At 70.1% G+C, this 13,601-nt stretch carries 14 protein-coding genes; 7 read left to right on the top strand and 7 right to left on the bottom strand.

Features of this window, described 5'->3' with window-relative positions; translation table 11 throughout:
- Positions 1–57: 57 nt before the first annotated feature.
- The 3 genes from ACIBI9_RS63240 (at position 58) to ACIBI9_RS63230 (ending at position 4,575) form a co-directional block, all read left to right on the top strand.
- Positions 58–1,557 carry a sulfatase-like hydrolase/transferase gene (locus ACIBI9_RS63240; protein ID WP_397238003.1) on the top strand — a complete coding sequence of 500 codons (1,500 nt, stop codon included), beginning with the start codon at positions 58–60 and terminating at the stop codon, positions 1,555–1,557.
- 49 nt (positions 1,558–1,606) lie between these two features.
- A complete protein-coding gene (locus tag ACIBI9_RS63235) occupies positions 1,607–3,415 on the top strand; it encodes a DUF5605 domain-containing protein (RefSeq protein ID WP_397238001.1) in 1,809 nt (602 codons plus the stop codon).
- Positions 3,416–3,546: 131 nt separating this feature from the next.
- On the top strand, positions 3,547–4,575 hold the full coding sequence (locus tag ACIBI9_RS63230) for an LLM class flavin-dependent oxidoreductase (RefSeq protein ID WP_397237999.1): 1,029 nt from the start codon (positions 3,547–3,549) through the stop codon (positions 4,573–4,575).
- Between the two features lie 106 nt (positions 4,576–4,681).
- Here the strand turns inward: ACIBI9_RS63230 and ACIBI9_RS63225 are convergent, their stop codons facing one another.
- The 5 genes from ACIBI9_RS63225 to ACIBI9_RS63205 form a co-directional block, all read right to left on the bottom strand.
- A complete protein-coding gene (locus ACIBI9_RS63225) occupies positions 4,682–5,770 on the bottom strand; it encodes a VWA domain-containing protein (RefSeq protein ID WP_397237997.1) in 1,089 nt (362 codons plus the stop codon).
- A gap of 254 nt (positions 5,771–6,024) precedes the next feature.
- Positions 6,025–6,855, bottom strand: coding sequence for an ABC transporter permease (locus ACIBI9_RS63220; protein ID WP_397237995.1), 831 nt, complete (start codon positions 6,853–6,855; stop codon positions 6,025–6,027).
- Positions 6,845–7,684 carry an ABC transporter ATP-binding protein gene (locus ACIBI9_RS63215; RefSeq protein WP_397237993.1) on the bottom strand — a complete coding sequence of 280 codons (840 nt, stop codon included), beginning with the start codon at positions 7,682–7,684 and terminating at the stop codon, positions 6,845–6,847. The genes ACIBI9_RS63220 and ACIBI9_RS63215 overlap by 11 nt, the downstream gene beginning before the upstream one ends.
- On the bottom strand, positions 7,681–8,136 hold the full coding sequence (locus ACIBI9_RS63210; RefSeq protein WP_397237991.1) for a MarR family winged helix-turn-helix transcriptional regulator: 456 nt from the start codon (positions 8,134–8,136) through the stop codon (positions 7,681–7,683). The genes ACIBI9_RS63215 and ACIBI9_RS63210 overlap by 4 nt, the downstream gene beginning before the upstream one ends.
- A gap of 66 nt (positions 8,137–8,202) precedes the next feature.
- The gene (locus tag ACIBI9_RS63205; protein ID WP_397237989.1) at positions 8,203–8,799 is read right to left on the bottom strand and encodes a helix-turn-helix domain-containing protein; all 597 of its coding nucleotides are present in this window, start codon (positions 8,797–8,799) and stop codon (positions 8,203–8,205) included.
- Between the two features lie 88 nt (positions 8,800–8,887).
- Here ACIBI9_RS63205 and ACIBI9_RS63200 point away from each other — a divergent pair, with 88 nt between their 5' ends.
- Entirely contained in the window at positions 8,888–9,523 is a 636-nt protein-coding gene (locus ACIBI9_RS63200; protein WP_397237987.1) for a class I SAM-dependent methyltransferase, read from the top strand.
- 22 nt (positions 9,524–9,545) lie between these two features.
- Entirely contained in the window at positions 9,546–11,057 is a 1,512-nt protein-coding gene (locus tag ACIBI9_RS63195; RefSeq protein WP_397237985.1) for an MFS transporter, read from the top strand.
- A 47-nt stretch (positions 11,058–11,104) separates the two neighbouring features.
- On the opposite strand, the gene ACIBI9_RS63190 is transcribed toward ACIBI9_RS63195, so the two are convergent.
- Positions 11,105–11,314 carry a DUF4287 domain-containing protein gene (locus tag ACIBI9_RS63190; protein ID WP_397237983.1) on the bottom strand — a complete coding sequence of 70 codons (210 nt, stop codon included), beginning with the start codon at positions 11,312–11,314 and terminating at the stop codon, positions 11,105–11,107.
- Between the two features lie 62 nt (positions 11,315–11,376).
- Here ACIBI9_RS63190 and ACIBI9_RS63185 point away from each other — a divergent pair, with 62 nt between their 5' ends.
- Positions 11,377–12,024 (top strand): winged helix-turn-helix transcriptional regulator, encoded by a 648-nt coding sequence (locus tag ACIBI9_RS63185; RefSeq protein ID WP_397237981.1) that lies wholly within the window; start codon positions 11,377–11,379, stop codon positions 12,022–12,024.
- Between the two features lie 238 nt (positions 12,025–12,262).
- Here the strand turns inward: ACIBI9_RS63185 and ACIBI9_RS63180 are convergent, their stop codons facing one another.
- On the bottom strand, positions 12,263–12,580 hold the full coding sequence (locus ACIBI9_RS63180; RefSeq protein WP_397237979.1) for a winged helix-turn-helix transcriptional regulator: 318 nt from the start codon (positions 12,578–12,580) through the stop codon (positions 12,263–12,265).
- Positions 12,581–12,786: 206 nt separating this feature from the next.
- Here ACIBI9_RS63180 and ACIBI9_RS63175 point away from each other — a divergent pair, with 206 nt between their 5' ends.
- A complete protein-coding gene (locus ACIBI9_RS63175) occupies positions 12,787–13,584 on the top strand; it encodes an alpha/beta fold hydrolase (protein WP_397237977.1) in 798 nt (265 codons plus the stop codon).
- The last annotated feature ends 17 nt before the right edge of the window (positions 13,585–13,601 follow it).

Genomic DNA, 13,601 nt, shown 5'->3' with positions numbered 1-13,601 from the left:
CTTACCGAGTACTCGGTAAGGTACGCTACCCCCCAATTCAGTAACGGGAGAATGACCATGACGTATCGCCCGAATTTCCTGGTGGTGGTCGCGGACCAGCTGAGGGCCGACGCAGTGGGCGCCTTCGGAAACCCGTCCGCGCGCACTCCGAACCTCGACCGCCTCGCCGCGACCGGCACCGCCTTCACCAACGCCTACGCGCAGCACCCGGTGTGCTCGCCCAGCCGCGCGTCGTTCCTGTCCGGCTGGTATCCGCACACGGCGGGGCACCGCACGTTCGGGACGCCGCTGCGCGCCGACGAGCCGAACTTCCTGCGCACGCTCAAGGAGAACGGCTACCACGTGGCCTGGGCCGGGGATCGCGGCGACACGTTCGGGGCCGGCGCCACCGAGCTCAGCGTCCACGAGCACGGCTTCGGCACGCGGCCGACCAGCGGCCGATGGGCCGGCGGCACCAGGCCGGCCACCGAGCTCCCGCGGCTGGGGTCCGACGTCGATCCGGACCTGTGGGACCGCCTCTACTACCACGGCCGCGTGGTCGACGACGGCGACATCGACTTCGACGAGGCCGCCGTGCGCACCGCCGAGGAGTGGCTCGCCGACCCGCCGGACGAGCCGTGGGTGCTGTTCGCGCCGCTGGTCGCACCGCACTGCCCGTTCCGTGCCCCCGAACCGTGGTTCTCCCTGCACGATCGCGACTCCGTGGGCGATCCCGTGTCGGGCAGCGGCCCGGAACCCGCCTACCTGCAGGGGATCCGCGACTACTACGGCACGGACCGCGCGACGCCGGAGGTGTGGCGGGAGCTCCGGGCCACCTACCAGGGCATGGTCTCGCGGCTGGACTCACATGTCGGCCGCCTGCTCGACGGCGTGCATCGTGCGGGCGCGGCCGAACGTACCGTGACGGTGTTCTTCTCCGACCACGGCGAGTACCTCGGCGACTTCGGCGTGGTCGAGAAGTGGCCGTCGGCGCTGCACAGTTGCATCACCCGCGACCCGCTGATCGTCAGCGGCGGCGGGCTGCCGGCGCGCGGCACGGTCGATGCCATGGTGGAGCTGATCGACGTCTTCCCGACCGTGCTCGATCTCGCCGGGGTCGAGCCGGAGCATCACCACTTCGGCCGCAGCCTGCTTCCGGTGCTGCGCGATCCCGCCGCGGGGCACCGCGAGTACGCGTTCAGCGAGGGCGGCTTCCTCGTCGAGGAGGAGCGGAAGTTCGAGCGCAGCGGTTTTCCCTACGACCGCAAGACGGCGCTGCAGCACGAGCGGCCGATGACCGTGGGCAAGGCCGCCGCCGTCCGCGACGGACGCTGGACGTACGTGTGGCGCCTGTACGAACCCGCCGAGCTCTACGACCGGTCGGCCGACCCGCACGAGGCGCACAACCTCGCCGGGCACCCCGACCTCGCCGAAGTCGAGGCCCGCCTGTCCGGCGTGCTGCTGCGCTGGCTGGTGGAGACCGCGGACACCCTGCCGGAGCAGGCGGACACCCGCATGCCCGACGTCGATCTCCCCACCCCGGGCGCCCGCTCGCGCGAGGCCGGATCCGCACGATGAGGGGAACACCGTCGCCCGGCAGGAAGCGCCGGACCCCGGGCGGCACGGCATGAGCGGCCGGGGATTCGGACCGGACAGCCTGCTCGCCGATGTCCTGGACCACGCCGAGGCCCGCGGCGTCATCCAGCGCACGCTGCCCGGCGTCGTGAACTCTCCCCTGCTCGTACAGCTGCGCCGGCGCACCCTCGGCAAGATCACGGCCGCCGGTCCGTACGCCCGGCTCTCCCCCGCACAGCTCGACGACCTGTGGCGCGAGCTCGCCGCGCTCGACGCCGGCGACCCGGGCGTACGCTCCGACCCGCCGGCGATCATGCCGGACCCCCACTACGAGCAGCCCGGCACGCCTCGCGGCTCGGCCGGCGTGCTCTCCGCACCCGCCGCGGGCGAAGTATGGGCGACCTGGGAGCTCGCCCTGTCCGGGCCGGACCATGGCAACCCGTTCGTCGACGTCGACCTGCGCGCACGCGCGACCGCCCCCGACGGGTCGACGCGCCGGCTCGGCGGCTTCTACGACGGCGACGGGATCTGGCGCGTCCGGCTGCTGCCCGACCAGCCCGGACGCTGGGTCGTCACGACGGAGGCGACCACGCCCTCCCTCGACGGCATCACCGTCGAGCTCACCGCGGCGGCCGGCGCCGGTCGAGGGCCGGTTCGGGTGGCGGACGGGTATCACTTCTCGTACGCGGACGGCACGCGTCATCTGCCGCTCGGCACGACCGCGTACGCCTGGACCCACCAGAGTGAGGCGCTGCAGGAACAGACTTTGCGTACGCTCGCCGAGTCGCCGTTCACCAAGATCCGGATGGGGATCTTTCCCAAGTCGTACCTCTTCAACGCCAACGAGCCGCCGCTCTATCCGTTCGAGCCGGACGGCGACGGCGGGTGGGACCACACCCGCTTCGATCCCGCCTACTTCCGCGCTTTCGAGCGCCGGGTCGCGGACCTCGCCGCGATCGGCGTCGAAGCCGATGTCATCCTGTTCCATGCCTACGACCGCTGGGGCTTCTCGGACATGGGCACCGCAGCGGACGACCGCTATGTCCGGTACGTGGTTCGGCGATTGTCGGCGTTGCCGAATGTCTGGTGGTCGCTCGCGAACGAATACGACCTGCTGTTCGCGAAGACCGTCGACGACTGGGAGCGGCTGGCCGCGATCGTCGTCGAAGAGGACCCGGTCGGGCACCTGCTCTCGATCCACAACTGTTTCCGGTTCTACGACTACGGCCGACCGTGGATCACTCACGCGAGCGCGCAGCGCATCGACGTGTACCGCACCGCCGAGAACACCGACCAGTGGCGCGAAGAGTGGGGCAAACCCGTCGTCGTCGACGAATGCGCCTACGAAGGTGACATCGACCAGGGGTGGGGCAACATCACCGGCGAGGAGATGACCCGGAGGTTCTGGGAAGGCGCGGTGCGGGGCGGCTATGTCGGGCACGGGGAGACGTACCTCAACGACCGCGAAGAGCTGTGGTGGTCGAAGGGTGGGGACCTCGTCGGCTCGAGTCCGGATCGGATCGCCTTTCTCCGGCGGATCATCGAGGAGTCGCCGACCGGCGTGCTCGACCCGCTGCCGGGCGACTGGGACACCCCCTGGGGCGGCGTGGCGTCGCGTTACCTGATCGCCTACTTCGGCTTCAACCGGCCGTCGTATCGCGACGTCACGATGGAGCCCGGCACGGTCTGGACGGTCGACGTGATCGACACGTGGAACATGACCGTCGAAACGCTGCCCGGCACGTACTCGGGCAGCTTCCGGGTGCCCCTGCCGGCACGCCAGTACATGGCGATCCGCTGCGTCGCCACCGACACGGAGCAGGAGGAGAGACCGCCGGACAGCGGGAGGTCGGTGAAGTGAGCGCTGCCCGGGCGCCGGCCACCACCACTGTCCAGGGCACTCCTCCCAGTCCCCGCGCGATACTGCGCTGGAGATGAACAATCCCTGGCACGGTGAGCTCCGCAGCCGTGGCGTGACCGGAGAGGACGAGCATGCGCGGGTGCCGGCAGGCTGACGTACGCATTTCGGTGCTGGACACCTCACCGATCGTGCAGGGGTCCACCCCCAGGCAGGCGCTGCACAACACGGTGGATCTCGCGAGGCTGGCCGACGAGCTGGGCTTTCACCGCTACTGGGTGCCCGAACATCACGGCATGCGCGGCGTCGCCAGCTCCGCCCCCGCCGTCCTCATCGGCCACCTCGCCAACGCCACGCGGCACCTCCGCGTCGGCGCGGGCGGGGTCCTGCTGCCCAACCACGCTCCGATCGTGGTGGCCGAGCAGTTCGGCACGCTGGCCGCCCTCCACCCGGGACGGATCGACCTCGGTCTCGGCCGCGCGCCGGGCGGGCCCCGGCCGGCCGTGGACGCGGTCCGCCCCGAGCGGGAGCGGACCGCGAAGACCTTTCGCGGGCAACTCGACGAGCTCCGGGCCTACCTCGACCCGACCCAGGATACGCAGGTCAGGGCGATTCCCGTCCTCGGCGGGAACGTACCGTCGATGTGGCTGCTCGGCTCCACGACCAGCAGCGCCGAACTCGCCGGCGAACTCGGCCTGCCCTATGCCTTCGCCCACCACCTCAACGCGGAGACGGCGGTGGACGCCATGCGCACCTACCGGGAAAGGTTCCGCCCCTCGGACCATGCCACGACACCGACGACGCTGGTCAGCGTGTCCGTCATCGCGGCCGAGGACGACGAACGCGCCGGATGGCTCGCCGGCTCCACCCGGTTGAAGGTGCTCAGCCGGATCCGCGGAAACCGCATCCTGCTGCCGAGCCCCGAGGAAGCGGCAGCGTACCCCTACACCGACGACGATCGCGCCGAAATCGCCGCCCGCTCCGGCGGCGTCCTCGTCGGAAGCCCGGCCACGGTGACCGAGCACCTGCAATCGGTGCTCGACGACACCGGCGCCGAAGAGCTCATGGTCACCACTCCGGTCTACCACCACGCGGATCGCCGCCGGTCCTACGAACTGGTCGCCTCCATCGCCGACCAGCTCCGCCCGAGCCCGAAACACTAGATCGACCGTTACGGCGCGCTGCCCCTCGTCGGCAGCACGCCGCCCACTCGATCGCGGGCACTGCTGATCGCCTCCGAAGTGGAAGACGACACCGCGACGTACGAGGTCAGCCGGACAGGGGCTTCAGCTCATCGGCGACCAGCTTGACCACCAGGTCGTCCAGGGCCAGCACGGCGTACTCCGACACGTGATGCCCGGTCTTGTCGCCCGGCGAGACGCCGTCGGCGCCGTAGGTGAGGAAGGTGAAGCGGCCCATGGTGAGCTGTGCGAGCTGGCGGTAGATGTACTCGCCCTGGTCGTCGAGGCCCGACGAGGCGATCGGCTCGATCTTGATGCCGCGTTCGGCGGCCCGGCGGGCCTCGGTCAGGTAGTCCGGCCCGTCGTAGTCGAGGTGCGGCGGGGCGTCGGCGATGAGGAAGACCAGCTTGACGGCGTCCTCGCGCCAGGCCGGCTTGGCCAGCGCCTCGGCGAGAGCCGCGTTCAGGTCCTCAGGGGTGTCACCGCCGCCTTCGGCCCGCACCGCGGTGAGTTGCTCGCGAAACGTTCCCACGTCGGCGGTGAAGTCGGTGGTCCTGGTGACGTATTCGTCGCCCTTGTCGCGGTAGAGCGTCATGCCGAGCTCCAGCTCGGGCTCCGACGACAGCTTGGCGATGCGCGCGGCGACCGAGTCGACGCTGGCGGTCAGGCGGCCGATCTCGTCGCCCATCGAGCCGGTGGTGTCGATGAGGAACAGCACCTGCAGCTTGGCCCGGCCTTCCGGCCCGGTGACGGGCAGCTTGACCTTGGGCGCGTGGCCAGTGGCCGCGGCGGTGGCTCCGCCGTACGAGACGGTGATCCGGCCGCCACCGAAGATCAGGGCGCGCCCGTCGGCGTAGGTGCGCGCCTGCTGATCTCCAGCCTGTACGGTGGCGCCGAACAGCGGCCGGCCGCCCCGGTCCGTCACGGTCACGATCCTGCGCCTGCTGACATCGGCGTCGCGCACCTGCTGGTCGGCGGCGGCGAACTTCTTGCGGTAGTCCAGGTAGGCGGTGAAGGCGGCGTTGTCGTCGACGCTGCCCGCGCGTAACCCAGGCTGCCCCTGGGCCTCGGACTTCGATTCGGGCGCACCGGCGGCGATCGTACCCGCTGCGCCGCAGGCGGTCAGGAGCATGGCGGACAACGGCAGGGCGGCGAGAAGTACACGGTGACGTGTCATGCCCTTTCCGACGGAATGATCGGTGCGGGCGTTCGACCTCGGGCCACACGGTGACCGTGCCGTGCCCGACATGTGACCTCGCCTCGTCCACGGCGCTGGGCGCGTCTACCCCGCCTGGCTGCTCGCCGTGTCCAACGGCCGCATCGTCTTCACCCTGCTGGCCTCGCTGACCGTCATCGTCCTGCTCCTGCTCCCCTCGGCCCGCGCCTACTTCCGCAAGTGACGCGTGCCTGGGACGCCACCGCGCCGGCTGGTCACCGTGCCAGCCGGCCCAGCAGCACGGACGCCGCCGTGATGCCGATCGCCGTGGCCGCGAACAGCACCGCGAAGTCCAGCGGCAGGTGCGACGGGACGCCGAGCAGCAGTCCGCGCAGCGCGTCGACCTGGTAGCTGAGCGGGTTGACCGCGCTGATGTACTGCAGCCAGTCCGGCATGGCCGTGGTCGGGTAGAGCGCGTTGGACGCGAAGAACAGCGGCATCGTGATCGCCTGCCCGATGCCCATCAGCCGGTCGCGAGTCAGGACGATCCCGGCGATCGTCACCGACAGGCACGAGAAGAACGCCGAGCCGAGCAGCACGGCCACGATCACGCCGGCCAGCCGCACCGGGTTCCAGGTCATGCTCACGCCCAGGAGCGCGGCGATGAGCATGACGACCACCGCCTGGATCATCGCCTTCACTCCGGCGGCGAACGCCTTGCCGGTGACCAGCGCGGCCCGCGGGGTCGGCGTGACCAGGAGCTTGGTCAGGACCCCCGAGTCGCGTTCCCAGATGATCTGGATGCCGTAGAAGATGGCGATGAACATCGTGGACTGGGCGATGATCCCGGGAGCCAGATAGTCCAGGTAGGGGATGCCGTCGCTCGGGATCAGCTTGATGCGGGTGAACGTCTCACCGAAGATCAGCAGCCACAGGGCGGGCTGGATCGCGCGGGTGTACAGCTCGGTGCGATCGTGGCGCAGCTTCTGCAGCTCCACCACGCACATCGCGGCGACCCTGGCGGGCAGCACGCGCCACCCCGTCCGCGCGCGCGGCGGAACGAGCAGCAGGTCGAGGCCGCCCGCGCCGGTGCTGTCAGCCGACACGGGAGGCGGTGTTGCGGGTACGGCGGACATCGCGGAACTCCCCTCCTCCTTCGTCGAGGCCGCTTCCCGCGACGTCGCGGAACACGTCCTCCAGCGTCGGGACCGAGCCGTCACCGCGCCGCTCGCGCAGGTCGGCGATGAGCCGCTCCGGGGTGCCGAGCGCCCGCACGCGTCCCTTGTGCATGAGCGCGACCCGGTCGCAGTACTGCTCGGCCTCGTCCATGTAGTGCGTGGTGACCAGGACGGTCATCCCGGTGGCGGCGCGCACCGCCATGATGTGCTCCCAGACGCTGGTGCGGGCGATGGGGTCGAGCCCGATCGTCGGCTCGTCCAGCATGAGCAGGCGCGGCGCGCTGACCAGGGCCTGGGCGAGTTCGAGGCGGCGTACCATGCCGCCGGAGTAGGTGCCGGCCATCCGGTCGGCGGCGTCGGCGAGCCCGACCGCCTCCAGCGCCTGGCCGACCCGCCCGGCGCGCTCGCGCCGGGGGACGTCGAACACGCGGGCGAACAGGGAGACGTTCTCACGGCCCGTGAGGCTCGCGTCCGCCGACAGCTGCTGGGGCACGTACCCGAGCAGGCGTCGCACCGCCATCTTCTCGGTGGCCGCGTCGTACCCGAAGACCCGCACCATCCCGGACGGGACGGGCAGCAGCGTGGTCACGCACCGGATGGCGGTGGTCTTGCCGGCCCCGTTGGGGCCGAGCAGGCCGAACACCTCTCCGGCGGCGACCGTCAGATCGACGCCGTCGACGGCCCTGGTCTGGCCGAACGAATAGCGCAGGCCGGAACAGGTGACCGCGTCACCCGTCGTCGGCGTATCGTCCCTCATGCCGTACTCACCTCCTCGTGCAGGCCCTCGGCGAGCCTGCGCAGCGCCGGGAGCGCGGCGGTCAGCGCGGCCCGGTCCTCCTCACTGAGCCGCTCCACCTGCTCGCGGACGAGCGCCGCGCGCCGCTCCTCCCAGGCGCGCAGCCGCGCCTCGGCCTCGGGGGTGGGCAGCAACCGGGCGGAACGGCGGTCGTCGTCGCTGGTCTCGCGGCGCAGCAGCCCGGCGGTCGTGAGCTGATTGACCAGCGTGGACACCGAGTTTCCCGCCAGGTACAGCTCCTTGGCCGCCGCCGAGACCCCGATGCCGGGGTTGGCGGAGACCAGCCGCAGCAGCTCGACCTGGGCGCCGCGCAACCGCGGCCCGGTCAGCCCCTTGCGCAGCCTGCGCCGCAGGAGCCGCTGGATACCGGTCAGGACGCCCGCGAGAGCGTCGGGAAGTTCCGTGCTGCCCATACCCAAAACATTAGCTCTGTTCACGAGCTAATGTGAAGTACCCAGCTCAGCACCGCCTGAGCTTGCTCACTCCGCCGGGCCCTGTCTCGGCGCCGCACGGACGTGTGCGCGTTCGCCTTGTTTCCCGATGAGGCTCAGGAACTCGACGGGCCCCGCGCTGGTGGCCCCGAACCAGTGCGGTGTACGCGTGTCGAACTCCGCGGCCTCCCCCGGATTGAGGATGAGGTCGTGCTCCCCGAGCACAAGGCGGAGTATTCCGTTAAGGACATAGACCCAGTCGTAGCCCTCGTGGGTGCGCAGGTCGGGTTCGGCGTCGTCGCTTCCGGTCGGGAGGACGAACTTGTAGGCCTGGATTCCTCCGGGCTTACGGGTCAGCGGCAGGATGATCGAGCCGTCGCCGCACGGGATGGGACGCAGATTGACGCGGGGGTCGCCGGTCGGCGGCGCGTCGACGAGCTCGTCGAGTGTGACCCCGTAGGCGCGGGCGAGCGGAAGCAGCTGCTCGAGCGTGGGACGTCGCAGGCCCGCCTCGAGCCGGGACAAGGTGCTGGTGGAAATGCCGGTCTCCGCCGCGAGGTCGGCGAGCGTGACGTCTCGATGCAGCCGAAGGCGCTTCAGCCTCGGTCCGACGGCGTCAAGAGTGCGGTCAATGGCTTCGTCCACTCCTCCATTTTGCCATTCGGCAACAACGTTTGCACATCCGCCTGCTCTGTCAGCACCATGACCATCATCGCGAACGAAGGGACGACCTATGACGTACGAATTCGACAAGGACTTCTGGGAGCAGCACTGGCAGCAGGGACGAGCTGGGAGTCCCGGATCCATGGGCGGCAACCCGCCGAACCCGTACCTCGCTCGTGAGACCAGCGGCCTGACACCGGGCACGGCGCTGGACGCGGGGTGCGGCGCCGGTGCCGAGGCGATCTGGCTCGCCTCCCGCGGCTGGCGCGTCACCGCGGCCGACATCTCGTCCGAGGCCCTCGCCCGCGCCGCCGAGCGCGCGGCGACGAGCGGGGCCTCTGAGCGCTTGCGGTGGGTTGAGGCGGATCTGAGCGTCTGGAACCCGGACGCTCAGTTCGACCTGGTCATGACCCACTACGCCCACCCGGCGATGCCCCAGCTGGAGTTCTACGACCGCATCGCCGGGTGGGTGGCTCCCGGCGGCACGCTGCTCATCGTGGGGCACCTGCACACCCCGGGCTCCACCGGCCACGGGCACCACCCTCCCGCCGAAGCGTCGGCCACCTCCGCGGCCGTCACCGCGCGCATGGACGACATGGAGTGGGAGATCGTCACCGCCGAAGAGCAGCTCCGCACGCTCACCGGCGACGGGGGTCGAGCGGTCCCTCTCCACGACGTCGTCGTGCGCGCCACCCGGCGCCGGTAATCCCTTGCTTGAAAGGAGTCCCATGCGTACGAACCCGACCATCCAGGACCCACGACAACGACGTACGATCTTGGCCGGGGTGTGCGTCGCGCTCATGGCGGTCATCGCTTCGGTGTCCGGGCTGAACGTCGCCCAGCCGGAGCTCGCCGTCGCGTTCGACGCCTCGCAGACCGAGGTCTTGTGGTTCATCAACATCTACACGATCAGCCTGGCCGCATTGCTCCTGCCGCTCGGCGCGATGGGCGACCGGTGGGGCCGCCGGCCGGTGCTGCTCGCGGGCCTGCTCGTCTTCGGGACGGCGAGCGCGGCAGCCGGCCTTGCCACGTCGTCCGAGATCATGCTCGCCGCGCGCTTCCTGAGCGGCGTGGGCGCAGCGATGATCATGCCTGCCACCCTCGCCGTCATCACCTCGACCTTCCCGGACGAGGAACGTTCCAAGGCGATCGGCGTGTGGACGGGCGTCGCCGGTGGTGGAGGCATCTTGGGGATGTACCTGTCGGCCGTCCTGGTCGACCTGGCGAACTGGCGGTGGCTGTTCGTCCTGCCGGTCGTGCTCGTCGTCGTCGCCGTCGTCATGACGCTGAGATCCGTACCGAACTCGCGAGAGGCGTCAGGCGACGGGTTCGACGCGGTCGGCTCGCTGTCGTCCGTGGTCGCGGTGGTCGGGCTCGTCTTCTTCCTCCACGAGGGCCCCGAACAGGGCTGGACGGCGCCCGCGACGCTTGTGGGCCTCCTCGTCGGCGTCGTCGCCGCTGTCGGATTCGTGGCCTGGGAGCTGCGCGTACGGGCTCCGCTCCTCGATGTACGCCTGTTCCGCGAGCGAGGTCTCGCGAGCGGTTCCGTGTCGCTCCTGACGGTCTTCGGCGTACAGGCAGGGATCTTCGTGGTCCTCTTCCCGTACTTCCAGGCGGTGCTCGGCTGGTCCGGCCTTCGCTCCACCCTGGCGCTCATGCCGATGGCGCTGCTGATGATGCTCGCCTCCGGCCTCGCCCCGCAGGTGGCCGCGCGCATCGGCAGCCGCTCGACGATGGCCTCAGGGATCTTCCTGGGCGGCGCGGGGCTGGGCCTCATGGCCACCTTCGTCTCCGTCGACGGCGGCTACCTCTCGATCCTGCCCGGCATGCTCGCCATGGGACTCGGGATGGGTTTGACGATGACGCCCTCCACCGAGGCCATCACCACCGCCTTGCCGCGTGAGCGTCAAGGCGTGGCGTCCGCGCTCAACGACGTCACCCGGGAGTTCGGCACCGCGCTCGGTGTCGCGCTGCTCGGAGCGGTCCTGACCGCCGGCTACCGCGCCGCCGTCGACTCCCGGCTCGACGGGGTGCCGGACGCCGCCGCCGACACCGCCCGCGAGGGCATCGCCAACGCCCTCGCGGCCGCCGACGGGGTCGGCCCCCAGGCGCAGGCGCTGATCCGAGCCGCCCAGGAGTCCTTCGTCGCCGGCTGGCAGCAGGCCATGTGGGCGGGCGCGGTGGTGATGGCGGTGCTGTTCGTCTACGTGCTCGCGCGAGGCCCGCAGCAGCGGCGATGAATCCATCGATGTAGCCGCCGACCTGCGCTGACACCCCGCAGGGGGTGCTATTTCCCGCCGGCGAGGGTGTGGGCGACCAGTGCGTTGGCGTGGCCGTGCCCGAGGCCGTGCTCGGACTTGAGCCAGCTGACAAGTTCCATGTGCTTGGTCAGGGAGGAGGAGTTGATGAGGTCGATCCATTCCTGGACGGGACGCCCGTACTTCTTCTCGATGGCTGGGAAGTAGCTGGCCGGATTGCCCTTGGCTGGTGCGGTCATGCAGCAAGCTTGTCTTTTGCAAGCATGCTTTGTCAATTGAAGTTCGCGGTAGGATCTGCAGCATGGCGGCTCGTGAGTACGGACAGTTCTGCGGCCTGGCCCGCGCGATGGAGATGATCGGCGAACGCTGGACCCTGCTGATCGTCCGCAACCTGCTCTCCGGGCCCCAGCGCTACACCGACCTGCACAAGGGCCTGCCCACCATCCCGACCAACATCCTGTCGGCCCGCCTCAAGCAACTCGAGGAGGCGGGACTGGCCGTACGCCGCGCGCTGCCACACCCCGAGCGCGCGGTCGTCTACGAGCTCACCGACTACGGACGCGACCTCGAACCGGCGCTGATCGCGCTCGGCCGCTGGGGCGCCCGGGCCATGACCGAGCCGCGCGCCGGCGAAGTCATCACCGCCGAGTCGGTCGCCATGGCCTTTCGCACCACGTACCGGCCGGAAGCAGCCCAGGGAGCAACCGCCGGCTACGAGATCCGCATGGGCGACTTCACCCTCCGCGTCCAGATCACCGACGGCACTCTGACGGTCGGCATCGGCCCGCACCCCGCCCCGGACCTCGTCGTCGAGAGGCTGAACGATCAGGGGATCCACGCTCTGATGACCGGCACCAAGACCCCCGACCAAGCGCTGGCCGACGGCAGCGTGCGGGTGGAAGGCGATCCCGCGCTTCTCCACCGGTTCGTCGAGGCGTTCCGCTTCTGACCGACCACCCACCGAAGGAGGTTTAAGGCGCCGGAGGGTGCCTGCCGGGCCGCACCCAGGGAGCAGGAGGAAAAGGACCAGGGGATCCGACGAACGCGTGACGGTAACTCCGCCCGCGCACCGCTTTGACGCAACCCGCGACGCCGGAGTCCGCTGCCTCCGGCGCCTCGTGGATCACGACAAATGTCGACCTGGACGCGAGCCCGGCGGTTGCCGATCTCAGCTGCCTGGCTGTGCTTCAGGAACGTGCGGCAGCCGTGCCGTCGTAGGCCCGGCGGGCCGCGGTGATGGCGGGGGCAGCGAGCCGGGCCCACGCCGTGAGCGCTTCCAGGGGCTCGCGTATGTCTTCGATCAACGGAGTGGTGGCGTACTCGACCCGCGGTGGGGAATCCGGATACACGGTCCGGGTGATGAGCCCGTTGCGTTCGAGGTCGCGCAAGCTCACGGTCAGCATCCGGCGGCTGATGCCTGCGATCGCGCGCTCCAGCTGGGTGAATCGGCGTGGACCTTCGCCCAGTTCGACCAGCACCTGAGCGCTCCACTTGCCGCCGATCAAGGCCAGGACCTCGGGTAGCGGGCAATCGTCGGGGCCTGGTCCCGACGTCTCGGGCCTGAGCTGGTCTGTTACCGCGGTGTTCCGTTGCGACAAGAAAGTGCCTTCTTTCGAGCTTTCTGAGCATGCGCCACGATTGGTCCCGTTACCAATCGTAACGGTCCTGCGTACAGGCGCAGGGTCCTCGCGAACAGGTGAGGGAACGACACGTGCCCATCGCGCGCAGCCACGGTTTCAAGATTTCGTACGAGGTATCCGGCGACGGCCCCGCGGTGGTGCTTCATCCGGGAATGTTCCAGGACGGGGCGCATTGGGCGTACAGCGGCTACACCTCCGCGCTGACGTCCGCCTACACCGTGATCGCCGTCGACCCGCTCGGCCTGGGTGCCAGCGACGCGCCGCACCAGGCCGAGGACTATTCGCTCGAACGGCGGGTGGACTCTGTCACCGCAGTGCTGGATGCGGTGGGCGTCGAACGGGCCGCGTTCTGGGGATACTCGCTCGGCGCCATGACGGGTTATGCGGTCGCCGCTCACGCGCCCGACCGCTTGACCTGCCTGGTGGCCGGCGGTTTCGATCCGATCGACGGCTTCCGCTCCGCGATCGGCCCCACGCTGAGCCTGCTCGGTCTGCCCGCCGACACCGACGCCTACCATCTGATGAAGCAGGGCGCCGCAGCCGATCGCTATCAGGCCGCGCTGATCGAGGCGGGCGACCCTGCCGGTTTCCGGGCCAACTACGAGGCGTTCTCCCGCGAACCCGGGCTGCAGCGGGAACTCGCCGATTCCGGCGTGCCGATACTGCTGTACGCGGGCACGGCCGACCCTTGGCACGAGCCGATGCGGACCTTCGCCGAGCGCTCTGGCGCCGACTTCGTGTCCGTCTCCGACGCGGATCACAAGGGCTGCTGGGACAGGTCGGCCGATGTGCTGCCTGCGGTGCTGCCGTTCCTGCGCGGCCCGTCGTCGAGAGGAGAGGGGCATACCGTGCCCGTCAGGAGCTCATGATCAGGGCCGGCCCGAGC

Source organism: Nonomuraea sp. NPDC050451, from assembly GCF_044458585.1.
This window is presented reverse-complemented; position numbering and strand designations above follow the sequence as displayed.